Here is a 23,906-nt window from a genome sequence, read left to right on the forward strand (position 1 = left end):
AGAAGTGAGATATGACCAACCAGCAAGAAGCGGTTCGCACCGGCACCGGTGTGGTGCCCCTGATGATCGCCCTCCTCGCCGCGTGCCTGGCGTTCCAACTGAATGCCAGCATGCTGAGCCCCGCACTGGTCACCATGGAGCGCGAGCTCCACGCCACCGCCACCGAGATCGCGTCGACCCAGACCGTGTTCTTCACGGCGGCCGCGCTGTTCACTCTGTTCCTGCCGCGACTGGGTGACCTGATCGGACGCCGCCGCGTCCTGGTCGGCATGCTCCTCGTGATGGCGGTCGGCTGTGTGGTCGCCGCGCTCGCCACGAATGTGCCGATGTTGTTCATCGGCCGCCTCATCCAGGGCGTGTCGGGACCGGTGGTTCCGCTGTGCCTGATCATGCTCCGCGCAGCGGTCAAGGATCCCAAAGCGTATGGCACCCTGCTCGGCGTCGTGACCGCGGTGAATGGTGGGATCGCGGGCGGCGACGCTTTGCTCGGCGGATACCTGGCGACCAACCACGGCTTCGCGTCGATCTTCTGGACCATGGCCGGTGTGGCCATCGCGGCGGCTCTGGTCGTGCGGCTCCTTGCCCCGGAGACGATGGCCGGCGATCGCCCGCGGATGGACTGGTGGGGTGCGCTCCTGCTCGTCGTCTCGGTCGGCTCGATGCTCGTGGCCGTCAACGAACTGGGAAAGCTGGCCGAGGCCGACGTTCTCCTCGTCGTCGTGCTCGCCGCCGTGGCCGTCGCCTCCTTCCTCGCCTTCTGGAAGCTCGAAGATGCCATCTCCGACCCGCTGGTCTCGACGACGCAACTGAAGCAACGCTCGACCTGGGCTCTCGCGGCCACCTCGTTGCTCACCCTCGGCGGGATCTTCGCGATCATGAACGGCGTCGTACCTGCCCTGGCGCAGGACACCTCGTTGGGGCTGGAGATGAGCGCGGAGGAAGTGTCGCTGTGGATCCTGATGCCGTATGCGCTCGCCGGACTGCTTATGGGCCCGCTCAGCGGCAGGCTCGCCGCCACCGTCGGCTACCGCACCATGCTGCGCGTCGGCCTCGGCGGGACCATCGCGGTGCTCGCGCTCATGGTCGTCAACGTCGAGACCAGCTCTCGTCTCGTTCTGCTGCTGCTGTCGATCGCGGCCGGCATCACCTACGCCGGAATCGGCAACATCATGCTCAACGGCTTGGGCGTGGTCCTCTCGCCGAAGGAGCGTCCCGGGTCCCTGCCCGGCCTCAACACCGGAGCGATCAACCTCGGCGCCGGCCTCAGCTTCGTCCTGATCTACGCGGCACAGACCTCGTTCACCGCGGAGGCGGGAAGTCCGGCCTCCGGCTACGTGGCCGCACTGATCACCGGCGCCGTCGTGCTCGTCGGGGCGCTCGTGTTCTCGCTGTTCATCCCGAAACCGGTGAACGCGGAGCTGAGGTCGTGAGCGGCTCCATCGCGCCCGATCTCAGCCGAGCGGCCCCTCGAGAACGGTGAGGATGTCCGCTTCCTCGAACCCGATGGCCCTGTTCAGAGCGAGCATCGGCGCGTTCGACAACGCGGTGTAGGTCTGCAGGAACCGGGAGGATGCGCTCTCCGGCAGACTCATGAGCCGGCGGAGGTTGGCCATCTTCAGAGCGCGGCCGATCCCGCGACCCCGCATCGTCTTCTCGACGAAGGTGTCGTCCTGATGGACGATCTCGGGGTCGTGGCGCGAGAGCAGGATCTCGGTGTATCCGACAGCGGCCTGGTTCGCGCTGGCGAGGCTTCGTACCAGGAGGTAACCCTGGTCGACCATGCGACGTTCGTTGCGACGGACCGCTTCGACGTCAGCGGGGACGGCCGTACGGGTGAGATCCCCCAGCGGCACGTCATCGGACATCCGGGAGCGCAGGACAGCCCAGCTCTCCAGCAGGGAATCCGGGCACGATCCGACCCAGGAGAGGACGTCGACGCCGGACGGCGTGCGATTCGGCGATTCGAGGGCGATCGGAAGGTCGAGCACCTGCCTGCTTTCGCGGACGCCGACATCCAGACCCTCGGAGAGAGCGAAGGCGACCCCCGCCTCCGAGTACGTCTCGGCCCGTATCGTCGAGGCGACGGTGCGGAACGTTCCCCGAACGGCGCCGAGCAGCACTCGACCGACACCCTGCCGCCGGAATCCGTCGAGCACGGCGATCTCCACGTCCGCCGGCTCTTCCGGATTCGCGTGAGCCTCTGCGGCTCCGACGGACACCCCGTCGATCTCGGCGAGCAGCAGCACCGACCTCCGGGTCGGATGCGGATTCTGAAACTGCGCGATCGCCGCGTCGTCGCTGCGAGCCCAGACCCTCTGCCGTCCGACCGCGTAGCCGTCGCGCAGGAGGCCGTTCCATCGCCGCAGCTGGGCGACCTGCTGCGGGTCGACGGTCGAGACTCGGAGGCTCACGGGGTCATGGCGCTTTCGGTGTTCGTCCACGGGTATGGGCACCGCTCAGCCTGCCACGTGGGCGGTGCCCCTGCCCGGAGGCGCCCCCTGGGGCCGCGCGAGAGCGGACCGTCCCTCAGGCGACGGAGACGTACCCGCTCGAGGAGTCGTCCTCGACCAGGCGGTACGCGAGCACTCCGCCCGTGTGCTTCCGCGACCGGCGCCACACGCGTTCGTGCTCTCCGGTCGCGTAGTCGAGCACGATCCATTCCGGAGTCTGCGACTCGCGCGGAGCGACCACGTACGAAGAGCTGCCGAGGCCGACCGAGCCGAGCTGGGCGATGAAGTGATTTTCCGTCGCTCCGACAGGTGGCGTGCGGCAGAGGTCGCTCGGGCGGATGCGCATGGTGACGTGGGGCCGTCCCGCTTCGCGGCTCATGCGGACTCCCCCGCACGAGCGCCCAGCTCGCGGAGGTCGCGCATCCCGTGAGCGTCGAGGTAGGCGCGGATGGTGTCGTGCACGATGCGGATCTGCGCCTCGTTGCCCATCGCGGCCTGCATGACGCCCATCGACGGCGCAGGCTTGCCGTTCACGCGCTCGAGCGCCTCCCACACGATGTCCTCGCGCGAGCCGCGTCCCATCGCGTGCGGCATCGAACTGAACACAGGACTCGGCGTCCAGCCGGAGCGGGTCTCGTCCATCAGGGTTCCTCTCTCTCGCCGGCGCAGTCGGATGCGGGGTGCATGCGATCCCTCGCGCAGGGCGCGCGAAGGCACGCCGTGGGGCCGGGTGTCCCTGCGGGCGCGTGCGATCTGCTGACCAGGTCTCCCCCGCACCAGCGCCGCGTGAAGGCGGCGGGGCGAGGGCACGGGATGGTCGGCCGGTACAGCAAAGCTAGCACGTTATTTTGAGTCATTCAAAATAAGCCGCCTCGCGGGTGGTCGGAGGCGTTCACGGCGAAGGCCCGGTTCTCTCGAACCGGGCCTTCGCGGAGGGGGTCAGCTGCGTGGGGCGTCGTTCCACGACCAGATGTCGTCGCCGCGGAGCACGGCGTCGGCACCGCCGTCGCAGTAGATGGTCTGTCCGGCCATGTGCGTGTTCGCGGGGCTCGTCAGCCACACCAGCAGCTCCGCGATGGAGGATGCGGGCTGGTGGTAGTTGAGCGGCATCGGAACGGCGGCGTCGACCTGCGCCAGGCCCTCCGGTGAGGCGAGCAGGCCGGCGGTCATGGCGGTGGTGACCGTACCGGGAGCCACGGCGTTGAGCGGGATGCCCGCTCCCGCCCACGCCTCGGTCACGGACTCGCGACGGACCCAACGCGACACCGCTCGCTTGCTCGACGAGTAGTTGAGGAATCCAGCCTCGGGGGTCGCGGCGAGCTGGTCGCCGATCTGGAGCGCCTTCGCCTCATCCCCGGCGAGAGCCGCGTCGACGAGCTCGGGCGATACCGGCTGCAGCGAGGCCATGGACGAGACGACGGCAGCACGCGGCTGGTCGGCGAGGCTCAGCGTCGGCAGGAGCGCGGTGAGGAACTCCGTCACGCCGAAGAAGTTGATCGCCATGGTCTTGGCGATCGGTGCGGCGATGCCCGCGCAGGCGATGACCGCGTCGATGCTGCCGTCCGCGGCCTCCACCGCGGCCTCGGCGGCGGCGATGCGCCCGTCGTGCGTTGACAGGTCGCCGGTGACCTCCGTGTCGGCGAGATCGACGCCGACCACGGAGTGGCCCTGCGCGCGGAGCAGTTCGGCGGTCGCGGCGCCGATGCCGGACGCGGCGCCGGTGACGACATAGGTACGGGTCATGATGGTTCCTCCTCGGGGGTGTGGCGCCCGTTGCGGCGTCGTTGAGTGGTGCGGGGTTCGTACGGGAGAGTGCGGTCACGAAACGGGCGAGCTGAGCGCTGAACTGCGTGACTTCGCTCGGCGCCCAGCCCTGGAGCGCGGCGTCGACCATGCGGTGACCGGCATCCACGAGGCGGGCGTACACCTGGCGTCCGGCCTCCGTGAGGCGCACCTCGACCGTGCGGCCGGAGCGGATGCGTTCGACGACGCCCTGCGCGGCGAGGCGCGACACCAGCTTCGAGGTGGTCGGCCGCGTCATCGAGCCGTGTTCGGCGAGCTCCGTCGATCCCATCGCGCCGCCGTTGAGGCCGACCAGATACACCGCGCGGATCGCCGTGGGATCGAGGGCGACTCCGACGCTCTCGGCGACATGGGTCTGCAGGTCGCTCTCGGTCCACTCCGAGACCACCCGGACCAGGGCGACGTGGATGTCAGCGACACCTTCACCGGCTGTCATGCCACTAGTCTACGCCTAAAGTTGCCTCAGGCAACTGTCGGCCCGTGTGCACGAGGTCGCAGTTTCGCACCGAGCTCGCATCCCTGCGGGGAATCCCTGCGACCTGGTGCGGATCTGCGACGAACTGCATCGCCACGACCGCTGTCGGGTCAGCTGAAGAGCACCAGGACGTACACGGCGAACGTCACCAGGTGGGCGGCCCCGTGCATCGCGGTCACACGCTTCGCGGCGAAGGTGGTCACCGAGAGCAGCAGCGTGACGCCGAGCATCAGCAGGTTCGCCGGCGACTCCGCCAGGACGACGGTCTGACCGGTGAGCATGCCGATGACCAGCACGGCGGGGATGGTGAGACCGACGGTGGAGACGAGTGCTCCATGGCAGAGGTTGACCACGCGCTGTGCCTCGCCGCGCAACGCCGCACGCACCGCGGTGATCGACTCCGGCAGGAACACGATCCCCGCGATGAGCACGCCGGCGAGGGCGACCGGGGCGCCCAGGCGACCGAGGCCGTCGTCGAGCAGCGCCGCCATGTCGTGCGACAGCAGCACGATCGGGACGACGGTGACCACGAGGAGCCCGAGTCGGATCAGGATCTCGGTGCGGTGCTCGCCCAGGACCTGACGGATCCCGCCGTCGCTCGCTGACGCCTCGCGCGGTCGGTCCCGCAGCAGGCGGGGGTCCACCTCGGTGAAGTCGCTCGCCTGCGCGCCCATCTGGCGGAAGAGGAAGAAGGCGTAGAGCGCGAGCGTGAGGAGGATGATCGGAATCTCCTGCGCCGTCGTGTACGACCCGTCCGTGCCGATCAGGGCCGGAAGACCGAACGCCAGGGCGACGAGCACCACGAGCATCGACAGGTAGGCGGAGGTTCCGGTTCGGTTGTGCGCCATGCCGCGGTGGCGGACACCCCCGAGGAGCAGCGCGAGACCGATGACGAGGTTGAGGATGATCATTGCGACGGCCATGACCGAGTCGCGGGCGATGGTCGCGTGCTCCCCCGGTCCGAGCATCACCGCCGAGATCAGGATGACCTCGATCAGCACGATGGAGAGCGTGAGGACCAGAGAGCCGTAGGGATCGCCGAGTCGGTGCGCGAGGGCCTCCGCCTGCTTGACCACCCCGAACGCGCACACCAGGATCACCGCGACGATCCCGGCGAGGGCGACCACGAGGACCGGAGCCGGAACAGGCGGCTCCAGCAGGGGGTGCAGGATCAGGAGCGCCAGGAAGGCTCCCCATCCGAGAACGATGCGGACGACGTCCATGACGCCGATCAGGTGCTTCGGTTCCGTGCGCGACATGGCCGGACTCCTCGAGGCGGGGCCGTCCCCGGTCTGCGTCTCCTGCCGGAGGTCGTCCTCCGCGGTCACTGAACACTCCAGGGTAGCAAATCCTCGGGATGTCAGGCCGCATCCGCGACGATTTTCTTCCCGGTCAGAGGGAAATTTGACTTCCCTGCGGTCCGGGCTATGGTCGGAGGTTACGCCAGCCACCAAAGGGGAAGCGAGTAACCATGTCCGGAAAGTCCATCCAGGGTCGAGCCAGCAAGAAGGCACCGCAGCTGACGCTCAAGGAGAAGCGCGCGGCGAAGCGCGAGAAGAACGCACCAGACGAGTTCCTGAAGCCTCGCAAGGGCGCGAAGGGCTGATCGAACTCCTTCCGGCTGGTGCGCTTCACTCCTGGGTGCGCATCAGCCGGAGTGCGGACCGGTCCCGGCTACCGCCCGGTGCTCCGGGTGTCAACGGTCCTGCATCATGGTGCCTTCGGGACGACGCTGGAGTCTTCCGACGAGAGGAGTTCAGGATGTCGAATCCCGACGTGTACCCCAGCGATGCCGAGCAGCCCGAGACGCAGGGGGACGACCCTGTCGAGGCGGAACTCGGCGAAGACGACCAGGGCGATCTCGCGCCCGAGGACGAGGGCAGCGGCCACAGCGGCGACGCGCCGACGGATCTGCGGGACGGCAGCGAATGAGCGGCATCGAGGATCAGGGACTCCGCCCCGAGAACGTGACATCGCCGGCGGATGGCGATGCGGAGGCGCGGATCGCCGAGCACCTCGCGGAGCGCGGTGGCGAAGACACCCCGGCCTCCGGGGACGTACCCGCCGGAGGTGCAGGGGCGGATTCGGGAGCCGCCGCAGCTGTGGGGGTGGAACCCGGTTCGCGGTCGTCCGTGCCCGACGAGTCGACCCACAACGACGAACCCGGCATCGGCACACGACGTCCCGATGTCGACGAGGCCGACCGCGATGAGGGCGACCCCGGCGCGAGCGCCTGAGGTCGCCCTCGGCGACGGTCACACCGTCGAGGGGTGCAGCACCACCTTGATGCAGCCGTCCTCCTTCTGCTGGAACGTGCGGTAGAGCTCGGGGGCATCGTCGAGCGGGGCGTTGTGGGTCGTCAGGTCCATCACGCCGAGCGGGTCGGCGATGTCCTCGACCAGCGGCACCAGGTCGTCGACCCAGTTCTTCACATTGCACTGCCCCATCCGCATCGTGATCTGCTTGTCGAAGAGGGTTTTCATCGGCATGATGTCGGCGTCACCCGCATAGACGCCGCTCAGCGAGACGGTTCCGCCGCGGCGGACGACGTCGATCGACGCGTACACGGCTGCGAGCCGGTCCACGCCGGCCTTGTCCAGCACCTGCCGCGCGGCAGGGTCGGGCAGCAGGCCGACGGCCTTCTGCATGAACTCGACCCCGGAGTTGCCGTGCGCCTCAAGGCCGACGGCATCCACCACGGAATCGGCTCCGCGCCCTTCGGTCAGGTCGCGCAGCTCGTCGACGATCGTGTCGGTGAGGTCGAACGTCTCGATGCCGTGGCGCTCGGCCATCGCGCGGCGCTCCGGCACGGGGTCGACCGCCAGCACCCGATAGCCGCGATGCCGTCCGACGCGGGAGACGAATTGCCCGACCGGACCGAGGCCCATCACCGCGAGCGTGCCGCCCTCCGGCACCTGGGCGTACTCGACGCCCTGCCAAGCCGTGGGGAGGATGTCGCTGAGGAAGAGGTAGCGCTCGTCGGGCAGATCGGGACCCACGGGGATGTGGTTGTAGTCCGCGAGCGGCACGCGCAGATACTCCGCCTGCCCGCCGGGGACCTGGCCGTACAGCTTGGTGTAACCGAACAGTGCGGCGCCGCTGCCGTACTCGCGCACCTGTGTCGTCTCGCACTGCGACTGGAATCCGCGGCGGCAGAGGAAGCACTCGCCGCACGCGATGTTGAACGGGATCACGACGCGGTCCCCCACCGCGAGCTTCGTCACGTTCGCGCCCACCTCCACCACGACGCCCATCGGCTCGTGGCCGAGGATGTCGCCGCGGTCCAGGAACGGCCCGAGCAGCTCGTACAGGTGCAGGTCCGAACCGCAGATCGCCGAGGAAGTGATGCGGATGATCGCGTCCTCGGGCTGCTGGATCACCGGGTCCGGGACCTCCTCGACCGTCACCGTGCGCTTGCCCTGCCAGGTCAGTGCCTTCATGATGTCCTCCGCTCGTGTCGTGGATCCTCCACGGTCCTCGCTCCCGCGACGCGCGCCCACCCGGTTGACAGGTGCTGCCTGCCGTGCGACCCGCTCAGTGGAACGGGCAGCTTCGCCCCGAACCGCTCGCCCGCACGCGTCCACCCGAGGCGGGCTTGGTGGGAAGGCGGCGCCGGTTGACGGCGAGGCCCTTGTCGAGGATGTCCAGGCGGGGATCGCTCAGCACGGCGATCGCGCCGGACAACCCGGCGATCACCAGCTTCTCGCCGGGGCAGCGGTGACCGGTCGCGACCTCGGCGCCGCCCTGCGGGATGAAGGTGCGCACGGACTCGTAGTCGCCGACATCGGTGAAGCGCTCGGGGGCGAACCGGTGCGGATGCGCCCAGGACTGCTCGTCGGTGTTCGTGCCGAGGATGTCGAGGACGACGCGTCCACCGGCCGGAACGTGCACGTCGCCGATCTCGATGTCGACGAGCGCGCGCCCCGGCAGCATCGGCACGAACAGGCCCGTGCGCCGGACCTCCTGCGCGAACATCGTCGCGAGCGTGCCGCCCACCAGGGCGCCGCGTTCCTCGGTCTCCGCAGTGATGCGCGCGCGCCATTCCGGGCGGTCGTGCAGCTCCTTGGCGGCGAAGGCGACGAATCGGGCGGCGGCGATCATGGGACGGATGCTGTTCTGCAGCTCGATGCCGGCGAGACGGGACGGCAGGAGCTCGCCGTCCGGAGCGCGGTGCGCGGCCCACAGGGCGAGCGCCGTGCCTTCGGGGGCTGCCAGCGAACCTCCGCGGACGGCTTCGATGAGGCGCTGGGCGTGTCGATCGGACCACAGTCGGTTCACGGCCGCCGCGACGTACTCCGGCGAGTAGGGCACGCCGAAGCCGTCGACGATCTGCGCCAACCGCGCCGACCACCGGGTCTTCGCCGCCGGGGTGCCGGGCAGACCCGCCCACCCCATGATCGCGCGGCCGAGGGCGCCGACGGCCGCCTCGTACGCGCTGCGCGTGCCTCCGTCGAGCCAGTCGTCACGCTCGATCGCCCATTCGCGCTCGAGCCAGGGCGTGAGCCGCTCGACCTGGGCGTCCTCGTACGCCACCTCGACGAACGTGGCCTTGCGGTGCCGGTGGGCATCGCCGTCCAGGCTGTGCACCGAGCCGTGGCCGAAGAGCGTCTCCTGCACGATGCCGGGCATGGCGCCATGGCGGGCGATGCGGCTCTCGTCGTAGAACAGATCGACGCCCTCTGCGCCCCGCACGAAGGCCGTCTCGTCCCCGAGCAGGCGCATCGGCGCCGAGCGTGCGCCCGGCTGAACGCGCCGCCAGATGCGCTCGCCGAAGTCGTAGCCGCGGGTGAGCAGGGTCGGGGAATCGTCGTGCACGACCGCGTCGACCGCGTGCGACACCCGGGAGGTCAGTCTCTGGAACATGCTTCGACGGTGCCAGCGTCCGCGGGTGCGTTCCAGGGGGGAGCGTTCGCGAGCGTGATGTGATATCCGGGTCGGCGCCCCGGTTGTCAAGCACCTGCCGCGGACGGACCGCGGCGGTGAGGATGGCGGTGAACGGAGGAGACATGGCGAGCAACACCCGCGATCTGTCGTGCACCACGGAGGATGTGTTCCGCGTGCTGGCCAATGGCTGGCTCTACCCCTCGTGGGTGGTCGGAGCCTCGCGCATGCGCGACGTCGACGCATCCTGGCCGCAGGTCGGATCCCAACTGCACCATTCGGTGGGAGTGTGGCCCGCCCTCCTCGACGACACGACGGAGGTCCTGGCATGGGATCCGCCGCGCCGGGTCGTGCTGCGGGCTCGCGGGTGGCCGATGGGTGAGGCGCAGGTCACCCTGCGCGCCAGGACCACACCCACCGGCTGCCAGGTCCGCATCGACGAGGAGCCCGTGAAGGGGCCGGCGGCTCTCATCCCCCGCATGCTCACCACGCCCATGCTCCGCTGGCGCAATGCCGAGACCCTCCACCGTCTCGGGTACCTGGCCGAGGGGCACGCGGTCTGAGCAGAACCCCCGATCAGCGGTCGGCGGGTGCGAGGGCCAGTGCGACCGCGGACTCCACGTGGAGCGCGGTCGTCGGGAACACCGGCACCGGCGCGTCGACGGACGAGATGAGCAGTTCGATCTCGGTGCACCCGAGGATGACCCCTTCGGCCCCTGCGCCACCAGGCGCTCGATCACCGCGACATAGTCCCGACGGGACTCATCGCGGATGATGCCGTGCACGAGCTCGTCGTAGATCACCCGGTGCACCGTGGCGCGGTCGTCGGTGTCGGGCACGAGAGTGCGGATGCCGTGCCGGGCGAGCCGTTCGGCATAGAACGGCTGCTCCATCGTGAAAGCGGTCCCGAGCAGCCCCACCGTCGTCAGGCCGGCGGTGCGGATGGCCTCTGCCGCGGGGTCGGCGATGTGCAGGAACGGGATGCTCACGGCGGCTTCGAGCCGATCCGCGACGAGGTGCATCGTGTTCGTGGCGAGCACGAGCAGCTCGGCTCCGGCCCCTTCGAGCGCTGCCGCCCTGCCGGCGAGGAGGTCGCCCGCCGCCGCCCAGTCCCCGCGCGCCTGCATCGCCTCGATCTCGGCGAAGTCGAGGGAGTCCAGCAGCAGGCGAGCGGAATGATGACCGCCGAGCTGCGCGTGCACCCGCTCGTTGGCGAGGCGGTACCACTCCAGCGAGGACTCCCAGCTCATGCCGCCGAGCACTCCGATGGTCTTCACCGCGACGTCACTCCTTCGAGCCCTGGTTGAACTGGCGCTCCCAGTCGCGCAGCTCGGAACGTCCGATCAGCGAGTCCAGCGACACCTGGAAGAGCAGCCCGTTGCGCGCGTTGACCTGCTTGATGTTGTCCACGATCTGCGTCGTCAGACCGTCCAGCGCCTCGCGCACCTCGCCGATGCGCTCGTCCGGCGCGTCCCACAGGTCGGGACGGGTGAGCAGGTCGAGCAGGTAGTCCGGCTCGAGGGCGGCGACGAGCCGGGCGAGCTTGTCGGAGTACTCCGCCTCCGCGAGTGCGATCTGGTCGGCATCCGCTTTCGCATCCAGGCGCAGGAACAGCTGCTCGACGTGGGACGCGAGTGCGTCGATGCCTGCGGCGGTCTGCGCGGCGACGGCGTCGCCCGGCACCCTGGCGTAGTCGACCTGCAGCTCTCGGAGGCGGTCCACCCGGAGGCGGATGCCGGCGGGCACGGGATCCGATGCGGTGACGCTCGCGGGCGTGCGGCGCCGCCGGGCGAGGAGGCCGATCGCCGTGCCGGCTGCAGCGAGGAGGACGACCCCGCCGATCACGACGGGGAGCAGCCAGTCCGCTCCCCCGCCCGCGCCGCTCCCGCCCGGTGCGGAGGGCGTCGCCTCGACGATCTGCTGCACCGTCTCCACGAGCGCGGCCTGCGTGTCACCCCCGGCTGCCGTCTCGTTCGTGTTCGCGATGAACAGCGCTTCCTTGGCGTCGATGGCCGATGAGGCGGCCTGCAGGTCGTCACCGAGGGCGAGCACCACGGTCTTCTGCGGAACCTCCCTGGTGATCCGATCCAGCAGCTCGAGATCGAATGCCGCTCCCAGATCGGCGTCAGCCGGCAGCACCACCACCGCGATCGACCCGTCGGCGGGGACGACGTCCGTCAGGGCGTTCGTCAGGGCGTCCGCGCTCTTCACGCCGGGAGCGATGTAGATGTCCCCCGACTGCAGGGCGGCGGTGACCGCGTCGGTGACCCCGCTCAGGTCGGATGCCGCGACGATGATCATGCCCACCTCAGAAGTTGTTGATCACGGAGGCGAACACGAGGTCGATCCGCTCCGCGTCCGAGGCGTCGAACATCTGGCCGCCCGTGGCGTCGGCGATGCGCTGCAGCGCCGACGTGTCGGCCCCTTCGCCGTACGCGATGGGGAAGATGCGCACCGGTGCATCCGTTCCGCCCTCCCCCGACTGCGTACCGATCTTCGCGATCAGCGAGTCGAGCGAGGTGGTCGAGTCGGTGTCCTCGCCGTCGGACAGCACCACGATGGCGTTGATGCGTCCCGGCTCCGCGCGCTCGCCCATCGCCTCGTACGCGGTGAGGATCGCGTCGTACAGCGGGGTGCCGTTGCGCTGCGCGTACCGGAGGTCGTCGAGCGACGAGTCGAGCTTCTCGCCGTCCGCCCCCAGCGCCGACACGTCGCGCAGCACCTGGAGACCCTCGCCCTGGTCGGAGGAGACGCCGGTCGTGAACGCCCACACCCCGACCTCGTCGGTGGAGCGGAAGTGGTCGAGAGTGGTCTGCGCTCCCTCGATCGCTCCGTCCAGCCGGGAGCGTCCGTCGCCGATGGGTTCGTCCATCGACCCCGAGATGTCGATGAGCTCGAGCACGGACGACGGCTTGCGCACCTGCGTCCACTGATCGATCGCGGTGGAGATGACGTCCACCTCCGGCTTCGGCAGGGTCACCGTGGGCTGCGCCGGGTCGACGCCGAAGTTCGCGGTGAACAGGTCGCCGAGCGGCACGGCCTCGTCCAGAGGACGGAACCCGTATTCGGGGAGGATCTCCTGCGCCGGCGTGGTCTGCAGGAACGCCGCGAACGCCTCACCCGCCGTGCGCTGCTCCGCCGTCACCCAGTCGGCGCCGAGGACGGTGATCGGATTATCCGACCACATCGACCCGCCGGCCGGGTACACGGCCACGAGCTTCGTCTTCGGCGGGGTCAGGGTCTCGCCGGGCTGCACGGTGTGCGAGTCGGGGTTCCCCTTGTTGTAGTTGAGCAGCGAGGTCTCCTCCAGCGCGACGGCCGAGACGTAGGCCGAGCCGTTGGCGCCGTTCTGCGTCTCGTCGTACAGAGTGGAGAGCACGTTGCCCGTCGTGTCTCCGTAGTGGATCACGCACTCCTCGAACACGCGGGAGAAGTCCGCGGCGGCGTCCACGTCCGCCGCGGTGAGTCCCTCCGCCTTGCCCGACGCCTCGTAGGACTGCATCAGGATGGTCGACAGCCCCGTGGTCGAGGTGTTCGGGTTCGTCTTGGAGATCTTGAACGCGCCCCAGATGTCCTTGCCGACGCTCCCCCAGCCTTCGGGGTTCTGGCACAGGCCCTCGAGGTCGGTGATGCTGATCGGCTTGTCGGGCCAGCCCAGCGCCTTGGCCATCGGCTCCGGCATGCCGAACACGACCGGGGTACGCGTGAACGATGCGGGCTCGCCGACGAGCGTGGGTGAGGCGGCAGCCGCGACCCGCTCGGTCCAGACCGTGGAGGCGGGGGACCACAGGGTCGGCCACAGCGCACGGTCGTCGCTCGGCCAGTCGTCGCCCGAGGTGAGGTAGCGCGCCGCGTTGCCGGAGGAGACGTTGGTCGGACGCACCGTGGCGCACGTCTCGAGCCCGTCGTGCTCGGGGGACTCCTTGAACGCCGCGGCGAGCTCGTCGAGCATGTTGACCTTCTCGGACGAGGTCGCCACCGTGATGTGGGTGCAGCCGTCATCGGGGAAGCCCTGCCCGGCGTCGGGCTTCGGCTGCTCTCCCCCGCCTGTGCAGGCCGAGAGGACGAGGGCCGCGATGGCTGCCGTCGCCACCACCGCCGGTGTACGCCGGAACAGGGGCCTGGATGCGGTGCGACGCGCGCTCATGCGCCTAGGCTACCCAGGTATCGGGCTCGCGATCACGCGGTTCCTGCGCGCATGAACTCCTCCGCCTCGCGCACCTGCTCGGCGGACGGGCGGATGCCCGTGTAGAGCACGAACTGCTCCAGCGCCTGCAGCGTCGCGACCTCCGCTCCCGTGATCACCGTCTTGCCGGCCGCGCGTCCCGCGGAGATGAGCGGCGTCTCGGCGGGGAGGGCGACGACGTCGAAGACGACCGAGGCGGCGGCGATCGCCTCCGCGGTGAAGGCCAGAGCATGCTCGTCCGGTCCCCCGGACATCCCGATCGGTGTGACGTTCACGAGCACGTCCGCGGTCGCCTCGCCGACCTCGGGACGCCATGCGAACCCGTAGAGGTCGGCGAGGGCGCGTCCCCTCTCCTCGTTCCGCGCGACGATCGTCACTCGCGCGAAACCGGCGTCGCGGAAGGCGGCGGCGGTCGCCTTCGCCATGCCCCCCGAGCCGCGCAGCAGCACCGATGCCGCCGGATCGAGACCGGCGTGCTCGATCAGCTGCGCGATCGCGGAGTAGTCGGTGTTGTATGCGGTGAGCACGCCGGCGTCGTTCACGATCGTGTTGACCGAGTCGATCGCGCTCGCCGAGGCATCCATCCGGTCGACGAGGGCGATCACGTCCTCCTTGTACGGCATGGAGATCGCGCAGCCGCGGATGCCGAGGCCGCGCACGCCCGCGATGGCCTGAGCGAGGTCGGTCGGGGCGAACGCCTTGTAGATCCAGTTGAGTCCGAGCGCCTCGTAGAGGTGGTTGTGGAAGCGGGTCCCGTTGTTGCTCGGCCGTGCCGACAGCGAGATGCACAGGGTCATGTCCTTGTTGAGCAGCGTCACCGGATCAGGCTACTCGGCGAGCTCGCGGATCCGGGGGAGCAGGACGACGGAGGTGCCTCCGAGCTGTACGTCCTGGCTCCTCCCGAAACCTGCGATCCCCGGGGGAATCACCTTCTCTTCCCTCACCTCCGCCGCGCCGTCCAGGCCTGTGGCGTGATCGTGCGGCCTCCCCTATGGTGAAGGTGCATGCACAGGGGATCGATCGTCTCCGTCTCTCCCCACGAGACGGCGGCCCTCCCCAGGGGCAGACGATCCGTGCATGCGATTGGGCCCTCTCGAGTAGTTCAGTCCCCAATGGGCTACTCGAGGGGGCCGCTCTCGTCATTCTCGCACCCGAGTTCAGATTTGTCCCCCAAAAGGGGGACAAGAACCTCGAAAAGGGGTTAGGCTGTTCCTGACGCACCCTCCGGTCGTCTTCGGCCCTCATCGCTCCCCCCGCGGTGAGGGCCACACCATTTTCCGGGAGCCTTCGGCCCCGAGCGCCGTGGTCCCCGGCAGATCACGGGCGGATGCCGCTCGTGCAACATTTGGATTACCTTCTTGACCCGTCTATTGCCGACGGACCCTCCTCCACTAGCGTTAGCGATGTCGGGGCATACCTGCGTCGGCTTTTTGGATCAGCAGAACAGGCAGTACATGAGCACCCAGGGCACGGTCAAGTGGTTCAACTCGGAGAAGGGCTTCGGCTTCATCTCCCCCGACGACGGAGGCGCTGACGTCTTCGCGCACTACTCCGCCATCCAGTCATCCGGCTACCGGTCTCTCGAAGAGAACCAGCGAGTCGAGTTCGATGTGGCGCAGGGTCCGAAGGGCCTGCAGGCAGAGAACATCCGCCCCGTCTGAGACGGGCGGAACGGGAACTCCCCGACCGGATAGCGCCGCGACGCGCCATCCGGCGGGGAGTTCTGTGCTTTCCGGCCGCCGGGCGGCGCTGTTGCGACGTCAGTTCAGCAGCAGCGCACGCAGCTCCTCGACGGTCGCGACGCGGTATGCCGCGTCGTCTCCTTCGTGGAAATCGCTGAAGCCCCACTCGACGAAGATCACCGGGACCCCGTTGGCGTTGCCGCCCTCGACGTCGTGATGCCGGTCGCCGACCAGCACCGGGCGCGACGTGTCGGCGCCGAGCTCGCGGAGGCGTCGCAGAGCCTCCGCCACGATGTCGGTCTTGGACGCGAGGGTGGCTTCATCGGGTGTCGCTCCGACCGTGGTCAGGAACGCGGGACGCAGCCCGAAGTGGTCGACGAGCGCATCGACCTGGTTCTCCGGCTTCGAGCTGGCCGTTGCCTGCGGGATGCCGGCAGCATGCAGCTCGTGGATCAGGTCCGTCACGCCGGGGTAGGTGGCGACATCCGTCGTGTAGCCGTCGGCTTTTCCGAGCGTGCGGTAGAAGGCGACAGCCTCACTGGACTGCTCGGGCGTCATCCCGGCCTGGTCCTGGAACGACTGGAACATCGGGGGACCGATCCAGTGCACGAGCTCCTCGCGAGTGGGGGCCGGGTGACCGAAGTGGGTCAGCGCGATGTCGAGCCGACGGAGGATGCCGACGGAGGCGTCGACGATGGTGCCGTCGACGTCCCACAGCACGCAGGAGTAGGGGGAGTGAGGCATCTCTCCAGCCTAGGGTCAGCTGGCACGACGGCCGCTCCTGCTGCACAGGTGTGCAGCGGGCCGAGGGAATGGCAGAGGTGGCGCCCCCGGAGGTTCGCTCGCCGCGTCATACGGATGGGAGACGTGCGCGCATTCGCCAGACCGGTGGGGTGGCGGCGGCAGAGACGACGAGCAGCAGAACCACGGCAAGGATGCCCAATGATGGATCGTTGTCGCCGATCGTCTGGGGCCTGAACTGGCCCACGAAGGAGAAGACGCCGTTCCCGGCGAGCGAGATCAGATTTCTGGGGTCAAGGCTGCCGAGCATCGGTAGGAGAAAGTAGAGCATAACGAAGGCGGTCAGGACGATAGTTCTGTTTCGGGTGGACACTCCGACGAGGAGCCCAAAGCTGGCAAACGCGGTTCCGATGAGAACGGACAGAAGACCGATCGCGAATGTTCGCGAAGGTGACGGTCCGTCGACGGAAAACGACTCAAGAGGAAGAGCATCGACGCGGCCCATGACGATCGGGGAGGTCGCGAGCGAGGCCAACGCGCTCAGTGCCGCGGTTGCAGCCCCGAGCGCCAGCATCGTCAGCACGATGGTGAGGGGCTTGCTGATCACGACGCCACGGAGTCCGACTTGTGGCCACCGGAACGCGATCGACCCTGAGCGGGTGTCGTGTGTCCCCATGAACAGCCCGAGCGCAAAGCCGACGACCGGGAAGAAGACGAGCGCGCTGAGACTGAGAGCTGAGGCTGCAGCGCCCGTGCCGGTCATCTGTGTGAGGCCTTGAACCGCCTGGTCGAGGTCGTACCGCAGGGGATTGGCGATGATTTGCTGTTGCGTGCTCCCGGAGACTTCTGATGGTGCGGCCAACGCCGTGGCGATGTCCTCACCGTGTTCTTGATAGTCACGGAGCGTCGACCGGAACTGACCCACGAGCTGCAGCGCCGATGTCGCGCCGGAGACGGCGCCCCACGCGGTCATCGCGAGCACGGCACCAGCGAGCACGAGTACCAACTTGCTGCTTGTGATCCAGCGGAACTCACGGCGAATTTCGCGAAACAAAGTCTGCATAGGTCGTTGCGATGTCCCTGTTCTCGAGGTATTCGGGCGTGAGATCGGCGAGCGTGGTGTCCCGGAGGGCGAGCACGCGCGTGGGGAGTTCCCCAAAGGCGCTGAAATCATGTCCCGTTGCGACCACCGTGCGCCCGCGGATGGCGATGTCGTTGCTGATCACGTCTCGAAACTTCTGTCGCGTGCCCTGATCAAGACCGTTGGAGAACTCGTCGAGCAGCAGGACATCTGCATCACTCGCGAGGAGCGCGGCCAACAGTACGAGCTTTCTCTGCCCGGTCGACATCGTTCCGTACCGCTTGCGCAGGAGCTTCCTGCTGAGGAGCGCCTGGACCTCGGGTCGTTTCTCGGCCCTGGAGTCATTGAGCGCGTAGCGAAGATTGGCGATCGCGGTCCATCGCATATACATCATCGGGTGATCGAGGATGCCCAAGATATGCCCCCGCGCATCGTCCCCACCGACGTGCACCATGCCTTCGTAATCGTCGAGGTTGAGCAGACATCGGAGAAGAGTCGATTTGCCGACTCCGTTCTCCCCCAGGACGACGCAGAAGTCTCCCGGAACCAGCGCGAGGTCGACGTCGAGAATGCGTCGGGACCCGTATGACTTACGGAGCCCGACGACCGAAAGGCTCGTGTTCACTCCCACTTCTGCCAAGCGCCGGTTCCCAGCACACGAGAGAACGCAAAGGCGGAATCGCTGTAGACATTCACACCGCCCCAAGGAGTCGGAACGGCGGCGCCGACCGTGTACCCGCCGCGCCAGTCATGACGTGAGCTCGAGGAATACACCCTCTTTGTGCCGTTTCGTTTGACCCAGTTCGGCGCAACCTGACCCGCCGCCTGATAGGCCTCGCTCCACGTGACCGTGGTGCCTCCCGAGCCCCAGCCGAAATTCACCCGCTCCTCAGCCCACATCACCCAAGATCCCCGGTACAGCTTCATGGAGCTCGTGCCGGATGACGCACGGACCCCCGCGGACTTAGTGGAAGCCGAGCTCGGGAAGATGCTGGTGTTTGAGGCACCCGCTTCCCAAGTAGCGATGGCCTCCCGCTGCTGCGTCGTCAGATCATCTGAACTCGGGTCTCCCGTGGACGCTTGAGCGACGGCAGGCGTGAGCAGACTGGTGACGATGGTCAGTACCGCGACACCCTTGAGGTGTGAGTGAACATTCATGACAGTTACCTCTCCTGAATGAACCGTGTCCCGCCGCGTTACATCCACCATGTCTCACCCGGGCCAGCATGCCAGTATGCGTTTCCGGAGACTGCCAACCCTGCCAGGGTCGCGAGTCCTCCTCCCCAACCTGCCGCCAAAGTCGGCTTTTAACACCTCATGCAACTGCGTTCCGTCCCCATATAAGGTCGTGACAACGGCGGGCACACGAGTGAGAATGGGGGCATGTACGTGTCGGTGGAAGTCATCACAATGCTGGCGACGGCAGTGACGTTGCTGGTGGCGATCATCAGCGGTTTCGGCTGGATGATCAACCGTATGGACGCGCGATTCGAGGCGCAGGACGTGAAGTACGACGCGCGTTTCACGCAGATAGACGCGCGTTTCACGCAGATCGACGCGCGCTTCACGCAGATCGACGAGCGCTTCGCGCGGATGGACGAGCGCTTCGACCGGATGGACGAGCGCTTCGATCGCCTCGATCAACGGCTCGTGCGGATCGACGATCGGGTCCGCGGCGTCGAACGCGAGCTGACGGAGGTGAAGGTCGCGATCGCGCGGCTCGAGGGACCGCCTCCGCGCCTGATGACGGTGCGCTGACCCGCTCAGAACAGCCGGGGGATGCCCGACTCGATGCCCTTCATGTCCTCGTAGTCGAGCACCAGGCAGCGGATGCCGCGGTCCTCCGCGAGGACGCGGGCCTGAGGCTTGATCTCCTGCGCGGCGAAGACGCCCTGCACGGGGGACAGGTGGGGGTCGCGGCCGAGCAGTTCGAGATAGCGAGTGAGCTGCTCGACGCCGTCGATGTCGCCGCGGCGCTTGATCTCGACGGCGATCGCGGCGCCGTCTGCGTCGCGCACGAGCAGGTCGACGGGTCCGATCGCGGTCGGGTACTCACGGCGCACGAGGGTCGCGCCCTCCGAGATGCGCTCCACCTGCTCGGCCAGCAGCCGCTGTAGGTCGGCTTCGACGCCGTCTTTCTGCAGACCGGGATCGATGCCCAGTTCGTGGTTAGAGTCGTGCAGGATCTCGTAGATCTGGACACGCAGCGCGTCGCCGGTCTTCTTGTGGGTCACGCGCCACACCTCGACGACACCCGCGCTGGCCTCCTCCTCGCCGGGAACCTCGTTCGACAGCGAGCAGGGCGGACTCATCCAGTTCAGCGGTTTGTAGCTGCCGCCGTCGGAATGCACGAGCAGACTCCCGTCTCCCTTGTGCACGAGCAGACGCGTGGCGAGCGGGAGATGGGCGTTGAGCCGACCGGAGTAGTCGACCGAGCAGCGGGCGATGACGAGACGCACCCGTCGAGCCTACTTCGTCGCACGGGCGTCAGCGGTCGAGGAACGCGCCCACCGCCTGGAACAGCCCCAGCTCGGTCGCTGCGGAGCGGGCGATGAGGAAGCCGATGATGCCGATGATCCAGGCGGTGTTCTCGGCCCCCGTCCGTTCCATCCATGCCGCGAAGCGCTCGAGCGGGCGCTGCACCAGGGGAGCGGCGACCAGGCGGAGGATCAGCAGCACGACGGCCGGCAGGATCATCAGGACGCAGTACCCGACGAGCGACAGCACCCGGACCGGCGTGTCGATCCCCGCGTCGGCCAGCATGGTCATCGCGACGATGTAGGGCAGCATGGTGGCCACCTCGACGAGTCCCGCCGCGATCGCCACCGCCATCACGGCCGTTCCCCGAGTGCGCGGGTCGAGAAGCCGCTCCCTCCACCGCGTGATGCGCCCGGGGCGCGGGGCCGGGTCCACCGCGGCGACCGGTGGTGGCGTCATCCGTGATGAGGGGCTCGCCTCGCCGGTCGGCATCCCGGTCCCGGGCGAGGCTCCGGCGGGCGTCGTCGTCTGCGGTACGGCGGCCCCGGAAGCGCCGGTGGAAGCCTTCCCACCCGTCGGCATCACGAACGCGGTGATCAGGAGCGCTCCACCCACCAGGAGTCGGATGATCAGTCCGGCAGGTGACGCCACGAAGTCCGAGGCGACGTCGACGAGGTTCACCAGCCCCCACAGGAACAGCAGGCCGACGACCAGGTAGAACGCCGCGATCGTCGCCAGATACAGCAGAATGCGTCCGGCGCGCACCCTCCCGGGGTGCAGCAGGAGGAAGACCGGGATCAGGAGTGTGCCGACGCTCAGGCCGTCGATCAGCGCCAGCAGCGCCAGGGAGAGGGGAAGCGGCAGCCCGCCGAAGAGTTCCATGTCTCCACGGTGGCGGAGCGGCGCGAGCAGGCGGATCGGGCGAAAGTACCGTTCCCCTCGTGCTCCTCATCCCTTCGACGGATGCGCGGCAGCCGGCACCGTGATTGCATGAGGGCATGCACGAGCAGGTCGATGGCGGATTCGGCGCCTGGTACCGTCGGCACCGCTGGTGGGCGGACCCCTTCGCCATGGCGCTCCTGGCCGTGGTGATGGCGGCTCTCGGCTTTCGAGCGCTCTGGGAGCCGTTCTCGCTCCTCCCCGAGTCCGTCTCTCCCTGGTGGGCGCTCGCACTCGCGCTGCCCGCGTGCGCCCTCGCTCTCGGCAAGCGCCGCCGACCGATGGCCGTGCTCGCCGCCGTCTCGGTGCTGTTCGTCGTCGATCTGCTGACGGTGGGCGGCATCGGAACGCTCGTCGTGCTGCTGGACGTGCTGTGGACGGCGGCCTTCCTGGCCGGCGCGCGCGGGCGCCGGGTGCTGCTCGCCGTCCTCGGTGCCGCGACCGTCGTGCTGTTCGCCGCGGCGCTGATGTTCGCCGATGTGTCGCTGCCGGTCGCGATCCTCATCGGCGTGCAGTTCGGGGCGATCTTCGGCACCGACTACTGGTGGGCGGTCGCCGTGTCGCAGGCGCACGAGCTCGCCGAACTGCACCGTCAGCGGGCGGAGGATGCCGCGGCGGCCGCCGAACGCGATCGTGTCGAGGCTGTGCGGGCGGAGCGCGAGTCCATGGCCCGCGAACTGCACGACGTGGTCGCCGGTCATGTGATGGCCATGGCCATCCGCGCCGAGGCGGCTCTGTCGACGGACCCCGATCCGGCGCGGGACCGTGCGGCGCTGCAGGCCGTTCGCGATGCCGGTCTCGACGCGCATGCGGGTCTGCGATCGATGATCTCCGTGCTGCGGCGGGGTGGCGAGCACCTCGCGGCCATACCGCGCTGGGGCGACCTCGACGGCATGGTCAGCGAGGCGAAGCGGGCCGGACTCGTCGTGCGCCTCGACGCACCGCAGGCCCCCGGCCTCGGAGCGGGTGCGGAGCAGGCGGTCCTGCGCATCGTCCGAGAGTCCCTCACCAACTGCATCCGCCATGCGAGGGGAGCCGAGGTCGACATCGACATCCACGAGCTGGGGTCGGAGATCCGGGTCCGCGTGCGGTCCCGCGGCGGCGTCGCCAGTGAAGCCGCCCGACACAGCGGCGAGGGGTGGGGGCTGCAGATGCTGCGCGAACGCGTCGACGCTCTGGGCGGCTCCTTCGCCGCGGGTCCGGTCGCCGACGGGTGGGCGGTGGAGGGCACGCTCCCGACCGAGGTGCGGGTGTGAAGGCGCCGTCCGTGCTGCTCGCCGACGACCACGGCGCGATCAGGGCGGGCCTGCGCATCATGCTCGAAGCACAGGGGATCCGCGTCGTGGGGGAGGCCGCCGACGGTGATGTGGCGGTGCGCAACGCCGCCGCGCTCCGACCCGACGTGGTACTGATGGACCTGCGGATGCCGGGCCGCGACGGGGTGTCGGCGACCAGGGAGATCGTCGACCGCGGTCTCGGAGACGTGCTGGTGCTCACGAGCTTCGATGAGGACGACCTCGTCCTGGGGGCGATCAGGGCGGGCGCGGTCGGGTTCCTGCTCAAGACGGTCGACGCGCCCACGCTGGTGCAGGCGGTGCGCTCCGTCGCGGCCGGCGAGGGTGCTCTGGATCCGCGGGTGACCAGGCGCGCGCTCGCCGCGGCGGCTCAGGGCGCCGCAGCGCCGAGCCCGAGCGCGCAGTATCGCGTGGATCTGACGTCCCGCGAGCAGGAGGTGCTCGACGGCATCCTGCAGGGATGGTCGAATGCGCAGCTGGCTGCGCGACTGCAGATCTCCGTCCCCACCGTGAAGACGCACGTGTCGAACGTCCTCACCAAGCTCGGTGCGCGCAGCCGCTCGCATGCGGCCGCGCTGGTGCGCGGTCGCGACGGCTGAGCTCAGTTCTGCTGCACGCTCGCGACCGGGGTCTTCTCGTCGTCCCGCAGCGGGCGTGCCGCGCCCGAGAACAGGCCGGAGACGACGACCAGACCGACCAGGATGAACAGCGTGTTCAGCAGGCCGATGTGCTCGCTGATGAGTCCGAGGACGGGCGGACCGCCGAGGAACGAGATGTATCCGATCGTGGCTGCCGCACTCACCCGAGCGGCCGCCTTCACGGGGTCATCGGCCGCAGCCGACATGCCGAGCGGGAAGCCGAGCGAGGCGCCGACGCCCCAGAGCGCCGCACCGACCAGGACGAGCGGAAACGTCGGGGCGAGGATGAACAGCAGGATGCCGGACGCGGCGGCGACGGCGAGGATGCGCAGCACCACGACGCGTCCGAAGCGGTCGACGAGCGGGCCGCCGAAGAGACGGACGACGGTCATGCCGGTGGAGAAGACCGCCAGCGAGACGGCCCCGGTTCCCTCAGCGAAGCCATGACCCTGCTCGGTGCCGAGAGCGATCCAGTCGTTCGCGCCGCCCTCGGCGAACGACATCCCGAGCATCACCACGCCGATGAGATAGGTGCGCGGCTCGCGCCAGGCCTCGAACGCGGTGTGCATGCGCGCACGGAAGGCCGGCTTCTCGTGAGCGGCGGGGTCGAGTGCGGCCTCCCGCACGGGCACCTGGAAGAAGCAGACGACCGCGATCACCGCGATCAGGCTCCCCATGATCGCGGTGTGCACGGCCACGTTCATCCCCAGCTGCGCCGCGAGCGCGCCGATGCCGGCGCCGATGACCGTGCCGAAGCTGAAGAACGCATGGAAGACAGGCAGGATCGTCCGACCCATCCGCTGTTCGATCGCGGTCGCCTCGACGTTCATCATCACGTCGACGGATCCGTTCCCGAAGCCGAACAGCACCATGCCCACGATCACCACGGGCACCGAGCCGAAGACGTTCGCTCCGAGGCCGACGAGGACGATGCCGACGGCGAAGGTCAGCATCGTCAGGAGCATGCCGCGGCGCGCGCCCGTGCGGGCCATGACGGCGGGGCCTGTCGAGATGCCGATGATCGAGGACGCGCCCATGCCGAGCAGGATGAGTCCGACCTGCGCGTTGTCGAGGCCGAGGGCTTCTTTGATCCCGGGGACGCGGGACGCCCAGGTCGCGATCGAGAGGCCGCTCGCGAGGAAGATGGCGAAGATCGCCGCACGCCAGCGGACGAACTGCGAACGAGTGAGGGCTGCATCCATGCCGGACAGCCTATCGAATCGATTCGATCCCGGGGAAGCGAAGGGAGCTATCCTC

Annotated in this window: 26 protein-coding genes and 2 pseudogenes; 9 read left to right on the forward strand and 19 right to left on the reverse strand. The window is 68.8% G+C overall.

What is annotated here, in order from left to right; genetic code table 11:
- Nucleotides 1-11: 11 nt before the first annotated feature.
- Nucleotides 12-1,430, forward strand: coding sequence for an MFS transporter (locus CSX12_RS00300; RefSeq protein WP_124894455.1), 1,419 nt, complete (start codon nt 12-14; stop codon nt 1,428-1,430).
- A 21-nt stretch (nt 1,431-1,451) separates the two neighbouring features.
- Here the strand turns inward: CSX12_RS00300 and CSX12_RS00305 are convergent, their stop codons facing one another.
- From CSX12_RS00305 to CSX12_RS00330, 6 genes and pseudogenes are all read right to left on the reverse strand, one after another.
- Nucleotides 1,452-2,411, reverse strand: a complete 960-nt coding sequence (locus CSX12_RS00305; protein ID WP_124894456.1) for a GNAT family N-acetyltransferase — start codon at nt 2,409-2,411, stop codon at nt 1,452-1,454.
- Between the two features lie 115 nt (nt 2,412-2,526).
- Nucleotides 2,527-2,829, reverse strand: coding sequence for a hypothetical protein (locus CSX12_RS00310; RefSeq protein WP_124894457.1), 303 nt, complete (start codon nt 2,827-2,829; stop codon nt 2,527-2,529).
- The gene (locus tag CSX12_RS00315; RefSeq protein ID WP_017203884.1) at nt 2,826-3,092 is read right to left on the reverse strand and encodes a hypothetical protein; all 267 of its coding nucleotides are present in this window, start codon (nt 3,090-3,092) and stop codon (nt 2,826-2,828) included. Before CSX12_RS00315 ends, CSX12_RS00310 begins: the two co-directional genes overlap by 4 nt.
- 297 nt (nt 3,093-3,389) lie before the next feature.
- Nucleotides 3,390-4,193: an SDR family oxidoreductase gene (locus tag CSX12_RS00320; protein ID WP_017203885.1), complete on the reverse strand. Its 804-nt coding sequence runs from the start codon at nt 4,191-4,193 to the stop codon at nt 3,390-3,392.
- A gap of 235 nt (nt 4,194-4,428) precedes the next feature.
- A pseudogene (locus CSX12_RS18880) lies at nt 4,429-4,689 on the reverse strand (helix-turn-helix domain-containing protein); the annotation flags it as partial.
- A gap of 149 nt (nt 4,690-4,838) precedes the next feature.
- Complete coding sequence (locus tag CSX12_RS00330) at nt 4,839-5,987, reverse strand: calcium:proton antiporter (RefSeq protein WP_124894458.1); 1,149 nt, start codon at nt 5,985-5,987, stop codon at nt 4,839-4,841.
- Between the two features lie 212 nt (nt 5,988-6,199).
- Here CSX12_RS00330 and CSX12_RS18785 point away from each other — a divergent pair, with 212 nt between their 5' ends.
- From CSX12_RS18785 to CSX12_RS00335, 3 genes are all read left to right on the forward strand, one after another.
- On the forward strand, nt 6,200-6,334 hold the full coding sequence (locus CSX12_RS18785; protein ID WP_017203888.1) for a hypothetical protein: 135 nt from the start codon (nt 6,200-6,202) through the stop codon (nt 6,332-6,334).
- Between the two features lie 155 nt (nt 6,335-6,489).
- Nucleotides 6,490-6,660: a hypothetical protein gene (locus CSX12_RS18400; protein ID WP_164479509.1), complete on the forward strand. Its 171-nt coding sequence runs from the start codon at nt 6,490-6,492 to the stop codon at nt 6,658-6,660.
- On the forward strand, nt 6,657-6,965 hold the full coding sequence (locus CSX12_RS00335; protein WP_124894459.1) for a hypothetical protein: 309 nt from the start codon (nt 6,657-6,659) through the stop codon (nt 6,963-6,965). Before CSX12_RS18400 ends, CSX12_RS00335 begins: the two co-directional genes overlap by 4 nt.
- Nucleotides 6,966-6,983: 18 nt before the next feature.
- On the opposite strand, the gene CSX12_RS00340 is transcribed toward CSX12_RS00335, so the two are convergent.
- Both CSX12_RS00340 and CSX12_RS00345 read right to left on the reverse strand, forming a co-directional pair.
- Nucleotides 6,984-8,168 (reverse strand): zinc-dependent alcohol dehydrogenase, encoded by a 1,185-nt coding sequence (locus CSX12_RS00340; RefSeq protein ID WP_124894460.1) that lies wholly within the window; start codon nt 8,166-8,168, stop codon nt 6,984-6,986.
- A gap of 94 nt (nt 8,169-8,262) precedes the next feature.
- Nucleotides 8,263-9,591, reverse strand: coding sequence for a cytochrome P450 (locus CSX12_RS00345; RefSeq protein ID WP_124894461.1), 1,329 nt, complete (start codon nt 9,589-9,591; stop codon nt 8,263-8,265).
- A gap of 143 nt (nt 9,592-9,734) precedes the next feature.
- On the opposite strand from CSX12_RS00345, the gene CSX12_RS00350 reads away from it, so the two are divergent.
- The gene (locus CSX12_RS00350) at nt 9,735-10,172 is read left to right on the forward strand and encodes an SRPBCC family protein (protein ID WP_017203893.1); all 438 of its coding nucleotides are present in this window, start codon (nt 9,735-9,737) and stop codon (nt 10,170-10,172) included.
- A gap of 207 nt (nt 10,173-10,379) precedes the next feature.
- On the opposite strand, the pseudogene CSX12_RS00355 reads toward CSX12_RS00350, so the two are convergent.
- The 4 genes and pseudogenes from CSX12_RS00355 to CSX12_RS00370 all read right to left on the reverse strand — a co-directional run.
- Nucleotides 10,380-10,859: pseudogene (locus tag CSX12_RS00355) on the reverse strand (amino acid racemase); the annotation flags it as partial.
- Between the two features lie 34 nt (nt 10,860-10,893).
- Nucleotides 10,894-11,910 (reverse strand): hypothetical protein, encoded by a 1,017-nt coding sequence (locus CSX12_RS00360; RefSeq protein ID WP_124894462.1) that lies wholly within the window; start codon nt 11,908-11,910, stop codon nt 10,894-10,896.
- A gap of 7 nt (nt 11,911-11,917) precedes the next feature.
- Entirely contained in the window at nt 11,918-13,756 is a 1,839-nt protein-coding gene (locus CSX12_RS00365) for a substrate-binding and VWA domain-containing protein (protein ID WP_124894463.1), read from the reverse strand.
- Nucleotides 13,757-13,788: 32 nt separating this feature from the next.
- Nucleotides 13,789-14,613, reverse strand: a complete 825-nt coding sequence (locus CSX12_RS00370) for a shikimate 5-dehydrogenase (RefSeq protein ID WP_017203897.1) — start codon at nt 14,611-14,613, stop codon at nt 13,789-13,791.
- Nucleotides 14,614-15,249: 636 nt separating this feature from the next.
- Here CSX12_RS00370 and CSX12_RS00375 point away from each other — a divergent pair.
- Entirely contained in the window at nt 15,250-15,456 is a 207-nt protein-coding gene (locus CSX12_RS00375; RefSeq protein WP_017203899.1) for a cold-shock protein, read from the forward strand.
- A gap of 99 nt (nt 15,457-15,555) precedes the next feature.
- On the opposite strand, the gene CSX12_RS00380 is transcribed toward CSX12_RS00375, so the two are convergent.
- The 4 genes from CSX12_RS00380 to CSX12_RS18405 all read right to left on the reverse strand — a co-directional run bounded on the left by CSX12_RS00380 (nt 15,556) and on the right by CSX12_RS18405 (nt 18,457).
- Entirely contained in the window at nt 15,556-16,221 is a 666-nt protein-coding gene (locus CSX12_RS00380; RefSeq protein WP_124894464.1) for an HAD hydrolase-like protein, read from the reverse strand.
- 106 nt (nt 16,222-16,327) lie between these two features.
- Nucleotides 16,328-17,281 (reverse strand): hypothetical protein, encoded by a 954-nt coding sequence (locus CSX12_RS00385; RefSeq protein ID WP_124894465.1) that lies wholly within the window; start codon nt 17,279-17,281, stop codon nt 16,328-16,330.
- Nucleotides 17,250-17,924 carry an ATP-binding cassette domain-containing protein gene (locus tag CSX12_RS00390; protein WP_017203902.1) on the reverse strand — a complete coding sequence of 225 codons (675 nt, stop codon included), beginning with the start codon at nt 17,922-17,924 and terminating at the stop codon, nt 17,250-17,252. The genes CSX12_RS00385 and CSX12_RS00390 overlap by 32 nt, the downstream gene beginning before the upstream one ends.
- Entirely contained in the window at nt 17,921-18,457 is a 537-nt protein-coding gene (locus CSX12_RS18405) for a hypothetical protein (protein ID WP_157797331.1), read from the reverse strand. Before CSX12_RS18405 ends, CSX12_RS00390 begins: the two co-directional genes overlap by 4 nt.
- A gap of 225 nt (nt 18,458-18,682) precedes the next feature.
- On the opposite strand from CSX12_RS18405, the gene CSX12_RS00395 reads away from it, so the two are divergent.
- Nucleotides 18,683-19,057: a response regulator gene (locus tag CSX12_RS00395; RefSeq protein WP_124894466.1), complete on the forward strand. Its 375-nt coding sequence runs from the start codon at nt 18,683-18,685 to the stop codon at nt 19,055-19,057.
- Nucleotides 19,058-19,062: 5 nt separating this feature from the next.
- Here the strand turns inward: CSX12_RS00395 and nucS are convergent, their stop codons facing one another.
- Both nucS and CSX12_RS00405 read right to left on the reverse strand, forming a co-directional pair.
- On the reverse strand, nt 19,063-19,758 hold the full coding sequence (gene nucS, locus CSX12_RS00400; protein WP_017203904.1) for an endonuclease NucS: 696 nt from the start codon (nt 19,756-19,758) through the stop codon (nt 19,063-19,065).
- A 28-nt stretch (nt 19,759-19,786) separates the two neighbouring features.
- Nucleotides 19,787-20,659, reverse strand: a complete 873-nt coding sequence (locus CSX12_RS00405; protein ID WP_124894467.1) for a GAP family protein — start codon at nt 20,657-20,659, stop codon at nt 19,787-19,789.
- A 116-nt stretch (nt 20,660-20,775) separates the two neighbouring features.
- On the opposite strand from CSX12_RS00405, the gene CSX12_RS00410 reads away from it, so the two are divergent.
- On the forward strand, nt 20,776-21,972 hold the full coding sequence (locus CSX12_RS00410; RefSeq protein ID WP_124894468.1) for a histidine kinase: 1,197 nt from the start codon (nt 20,776-20,778) through the stop codon (nt 21,970-21,972).
- A complete protein-coding gene (locus CSX12_RS00415) occupies nt 21,969-22,610 on the forward strand; it encodes a response regulator transcription factor (RefSeq protein ID WP_241160519.1) in 642 nt (213 codons plus the stop codon). Before CSX12_RS00410 ends, CSX12_RS00415 begins: the two co-directional genes overlap by 4 nt.
- A gap of 2 nt (nt 22,611-22,612) precedes the next feature.
- On the opposite strand, the gene CSX12_RS00420 is transcribed toward CSX12_RS00415, so the two are convergent.
- Nucleotides 22,613-23,851: an MFS transporter gene (locus CSX12_RS00420; RefSeq protein ID WP_017203908.1), complete on the reverse strand. Its 1,239-nt coding sequence runs from the start codon at nt 23,849-23,851 to the stop codon at nt 22,613-22,615.
- Nucleotides 23,852-23,906 lie beyond the last annotated feature (55 nt).

It is taken from the genome of Microbacterium sp. Y-01 (genome assembly GCF_003856715.1).
GTDB lineage: Bacteria > Actinomycetota > Actinomycetes > Actinomycetales > Microbacteriaceae > Microbacterium > Microbacterium algeriense.

Coding starts and splice junctions, on each gene's coding strand:
- CSX12_RS00300 (WP_124894455.1), top strand. CDS start 12: ATGACCAACCAGCAAGAAGCGGTTCGCACCGGCACCGGTGTGGTGCCC.
- CSX12_RS00310 (WP_124894457.1), bottom strand. CDS start 2,829: ATGAGCCGCGAAGCGGGACGGCCCCACGTCACCATGCGCATCCGCCCG.
- CSX12_RS00315 (WP_017203884.1), bottom strand. CDS start 3,092: ATGGACGAGACCCGCTCCGGCTGGACGCCGAGTCCTGTGTTCAGTTCG.
- CSX12_RS00320 (WP_017203885.1), bottom strand. CDS start 4,193: ATGACCCGTACCTATGTCGTCACCGGCGCCGCGTCCGGCATCGGCGCC.
- CSX12_RS00330 (WP_124894458.1), bottom strand. CDS start 5,987: ATGTCGCGCACGGAACCGAAGCACCTGATCGGCGTCATGGACGTCGTC.
- CSX12_RS18785 (WP_017203888.1), top strand. CDS start 6,200: ATGTCCGGAAAGTCCATCCAGGGTCGAGCCAGCAAGAAGGCACCGCAG.
- CSX12_RS18400 (WP_164479509.1), top strand. CDS start 6,490: ATGTCGAATCCCGACGTGTACCCCAGCGATGCCGAGCAGCCCGAGACG.
- CSX12_RS00335 (WP_124894459.1), top strand. CDS start 6,657: ATGAGCGGCATCGAGGATCAGGGACTCCGCCCCGAGAACGTGACATCG.
- CSX12_RS00340 (WP_124894460.1), bottom strand. CDS start 8,168: ATGAAGGCACTGACCTGGCAGGGCAAGCGCACGGTGACGGTCGAGGAG.
- CSX12_RS00345 (WP_124894461.1), bottom strand. CDS start 9,591: ATGTTCCAGAGACTGACCTCCCGGGTGTCGCACGCGGTCGACGCGGTC.
- CSX12_RS00350 (WP_017203893.1), top strand. CDS start 9,735: ATGGCGAGCAACACCCGCGATCTGTCGTGCACCACGGAGGATGTGTTC.
- CSX12_RS00360 (WP_124894462.1), bottom strand. CDS start 11,910: ATGATCATCGTCGCGGCATCCGACCTGAGCGGGGTCACCGACGCGGTC.
- CSX12_RS00365 (WP_124894463.1), bottom strand. CDS start 13,756: ATGAGCGCGCGTCGCACCGCATCCAGGCCCCTGTTCCGGCGTACACCG.
- CSX12_RS00375 (WP_017203899.1), top strand. CDS start 15,250: ATGAGCACCCAGGGCACGGTCAAGTGGTTCAACTCGGAGAAGGGCTTC.
- CSX12_RS00380 (WP_124894464.1), bottom strand. CDS start 16,221: ATGCCTCACTCCCCCTACTCCTGCGTGCTGTGGGACGTCGACGGCACC.
- CSX12_RS00385 (WP_124894465.1), bottom strand. CDS start 17,281: ATGCAGACTTTGTTTCGCGAAATTCGCCGTGAGTTCCGCTGGATCACA.
- CSX12_RS18405 (WP_157797331.1), bottom strand. CDS start 18,457: ATGAATGTTCACTCACACCTCAAGGGTGTCGCGGTACTGACCATCGTC.
- CSX12_RS00395 (WP_124894466.1), top strand. CDS start 18,683: ATGTACGTGTCGGTGGAAGTCATCACAATGCTGGCGACGGCAGTGACG.
- CSX12_RS00405 (WP_124894467.1), bottom strand. CDS start 20,659: ATGGAACTCTTCGGCGGGCTGCCGCTTCCCCTCTCCCTGGCGCTGCTG.
- CSX12_RS00410 (WP_124894468.1), top strand. CDS start 20,776: ATGCACGAGCAGGTCGATGGCGGATTCGGCGCCTGGTACCGTCGGCAC.
- CSX12_RS00420 (WP_017203908.1), bottom strand. CDS start 23,851: ATGGATGCAGCCCTCACTCGTTCGCAGTTCGTCCGCTGGCGTGCGGCG.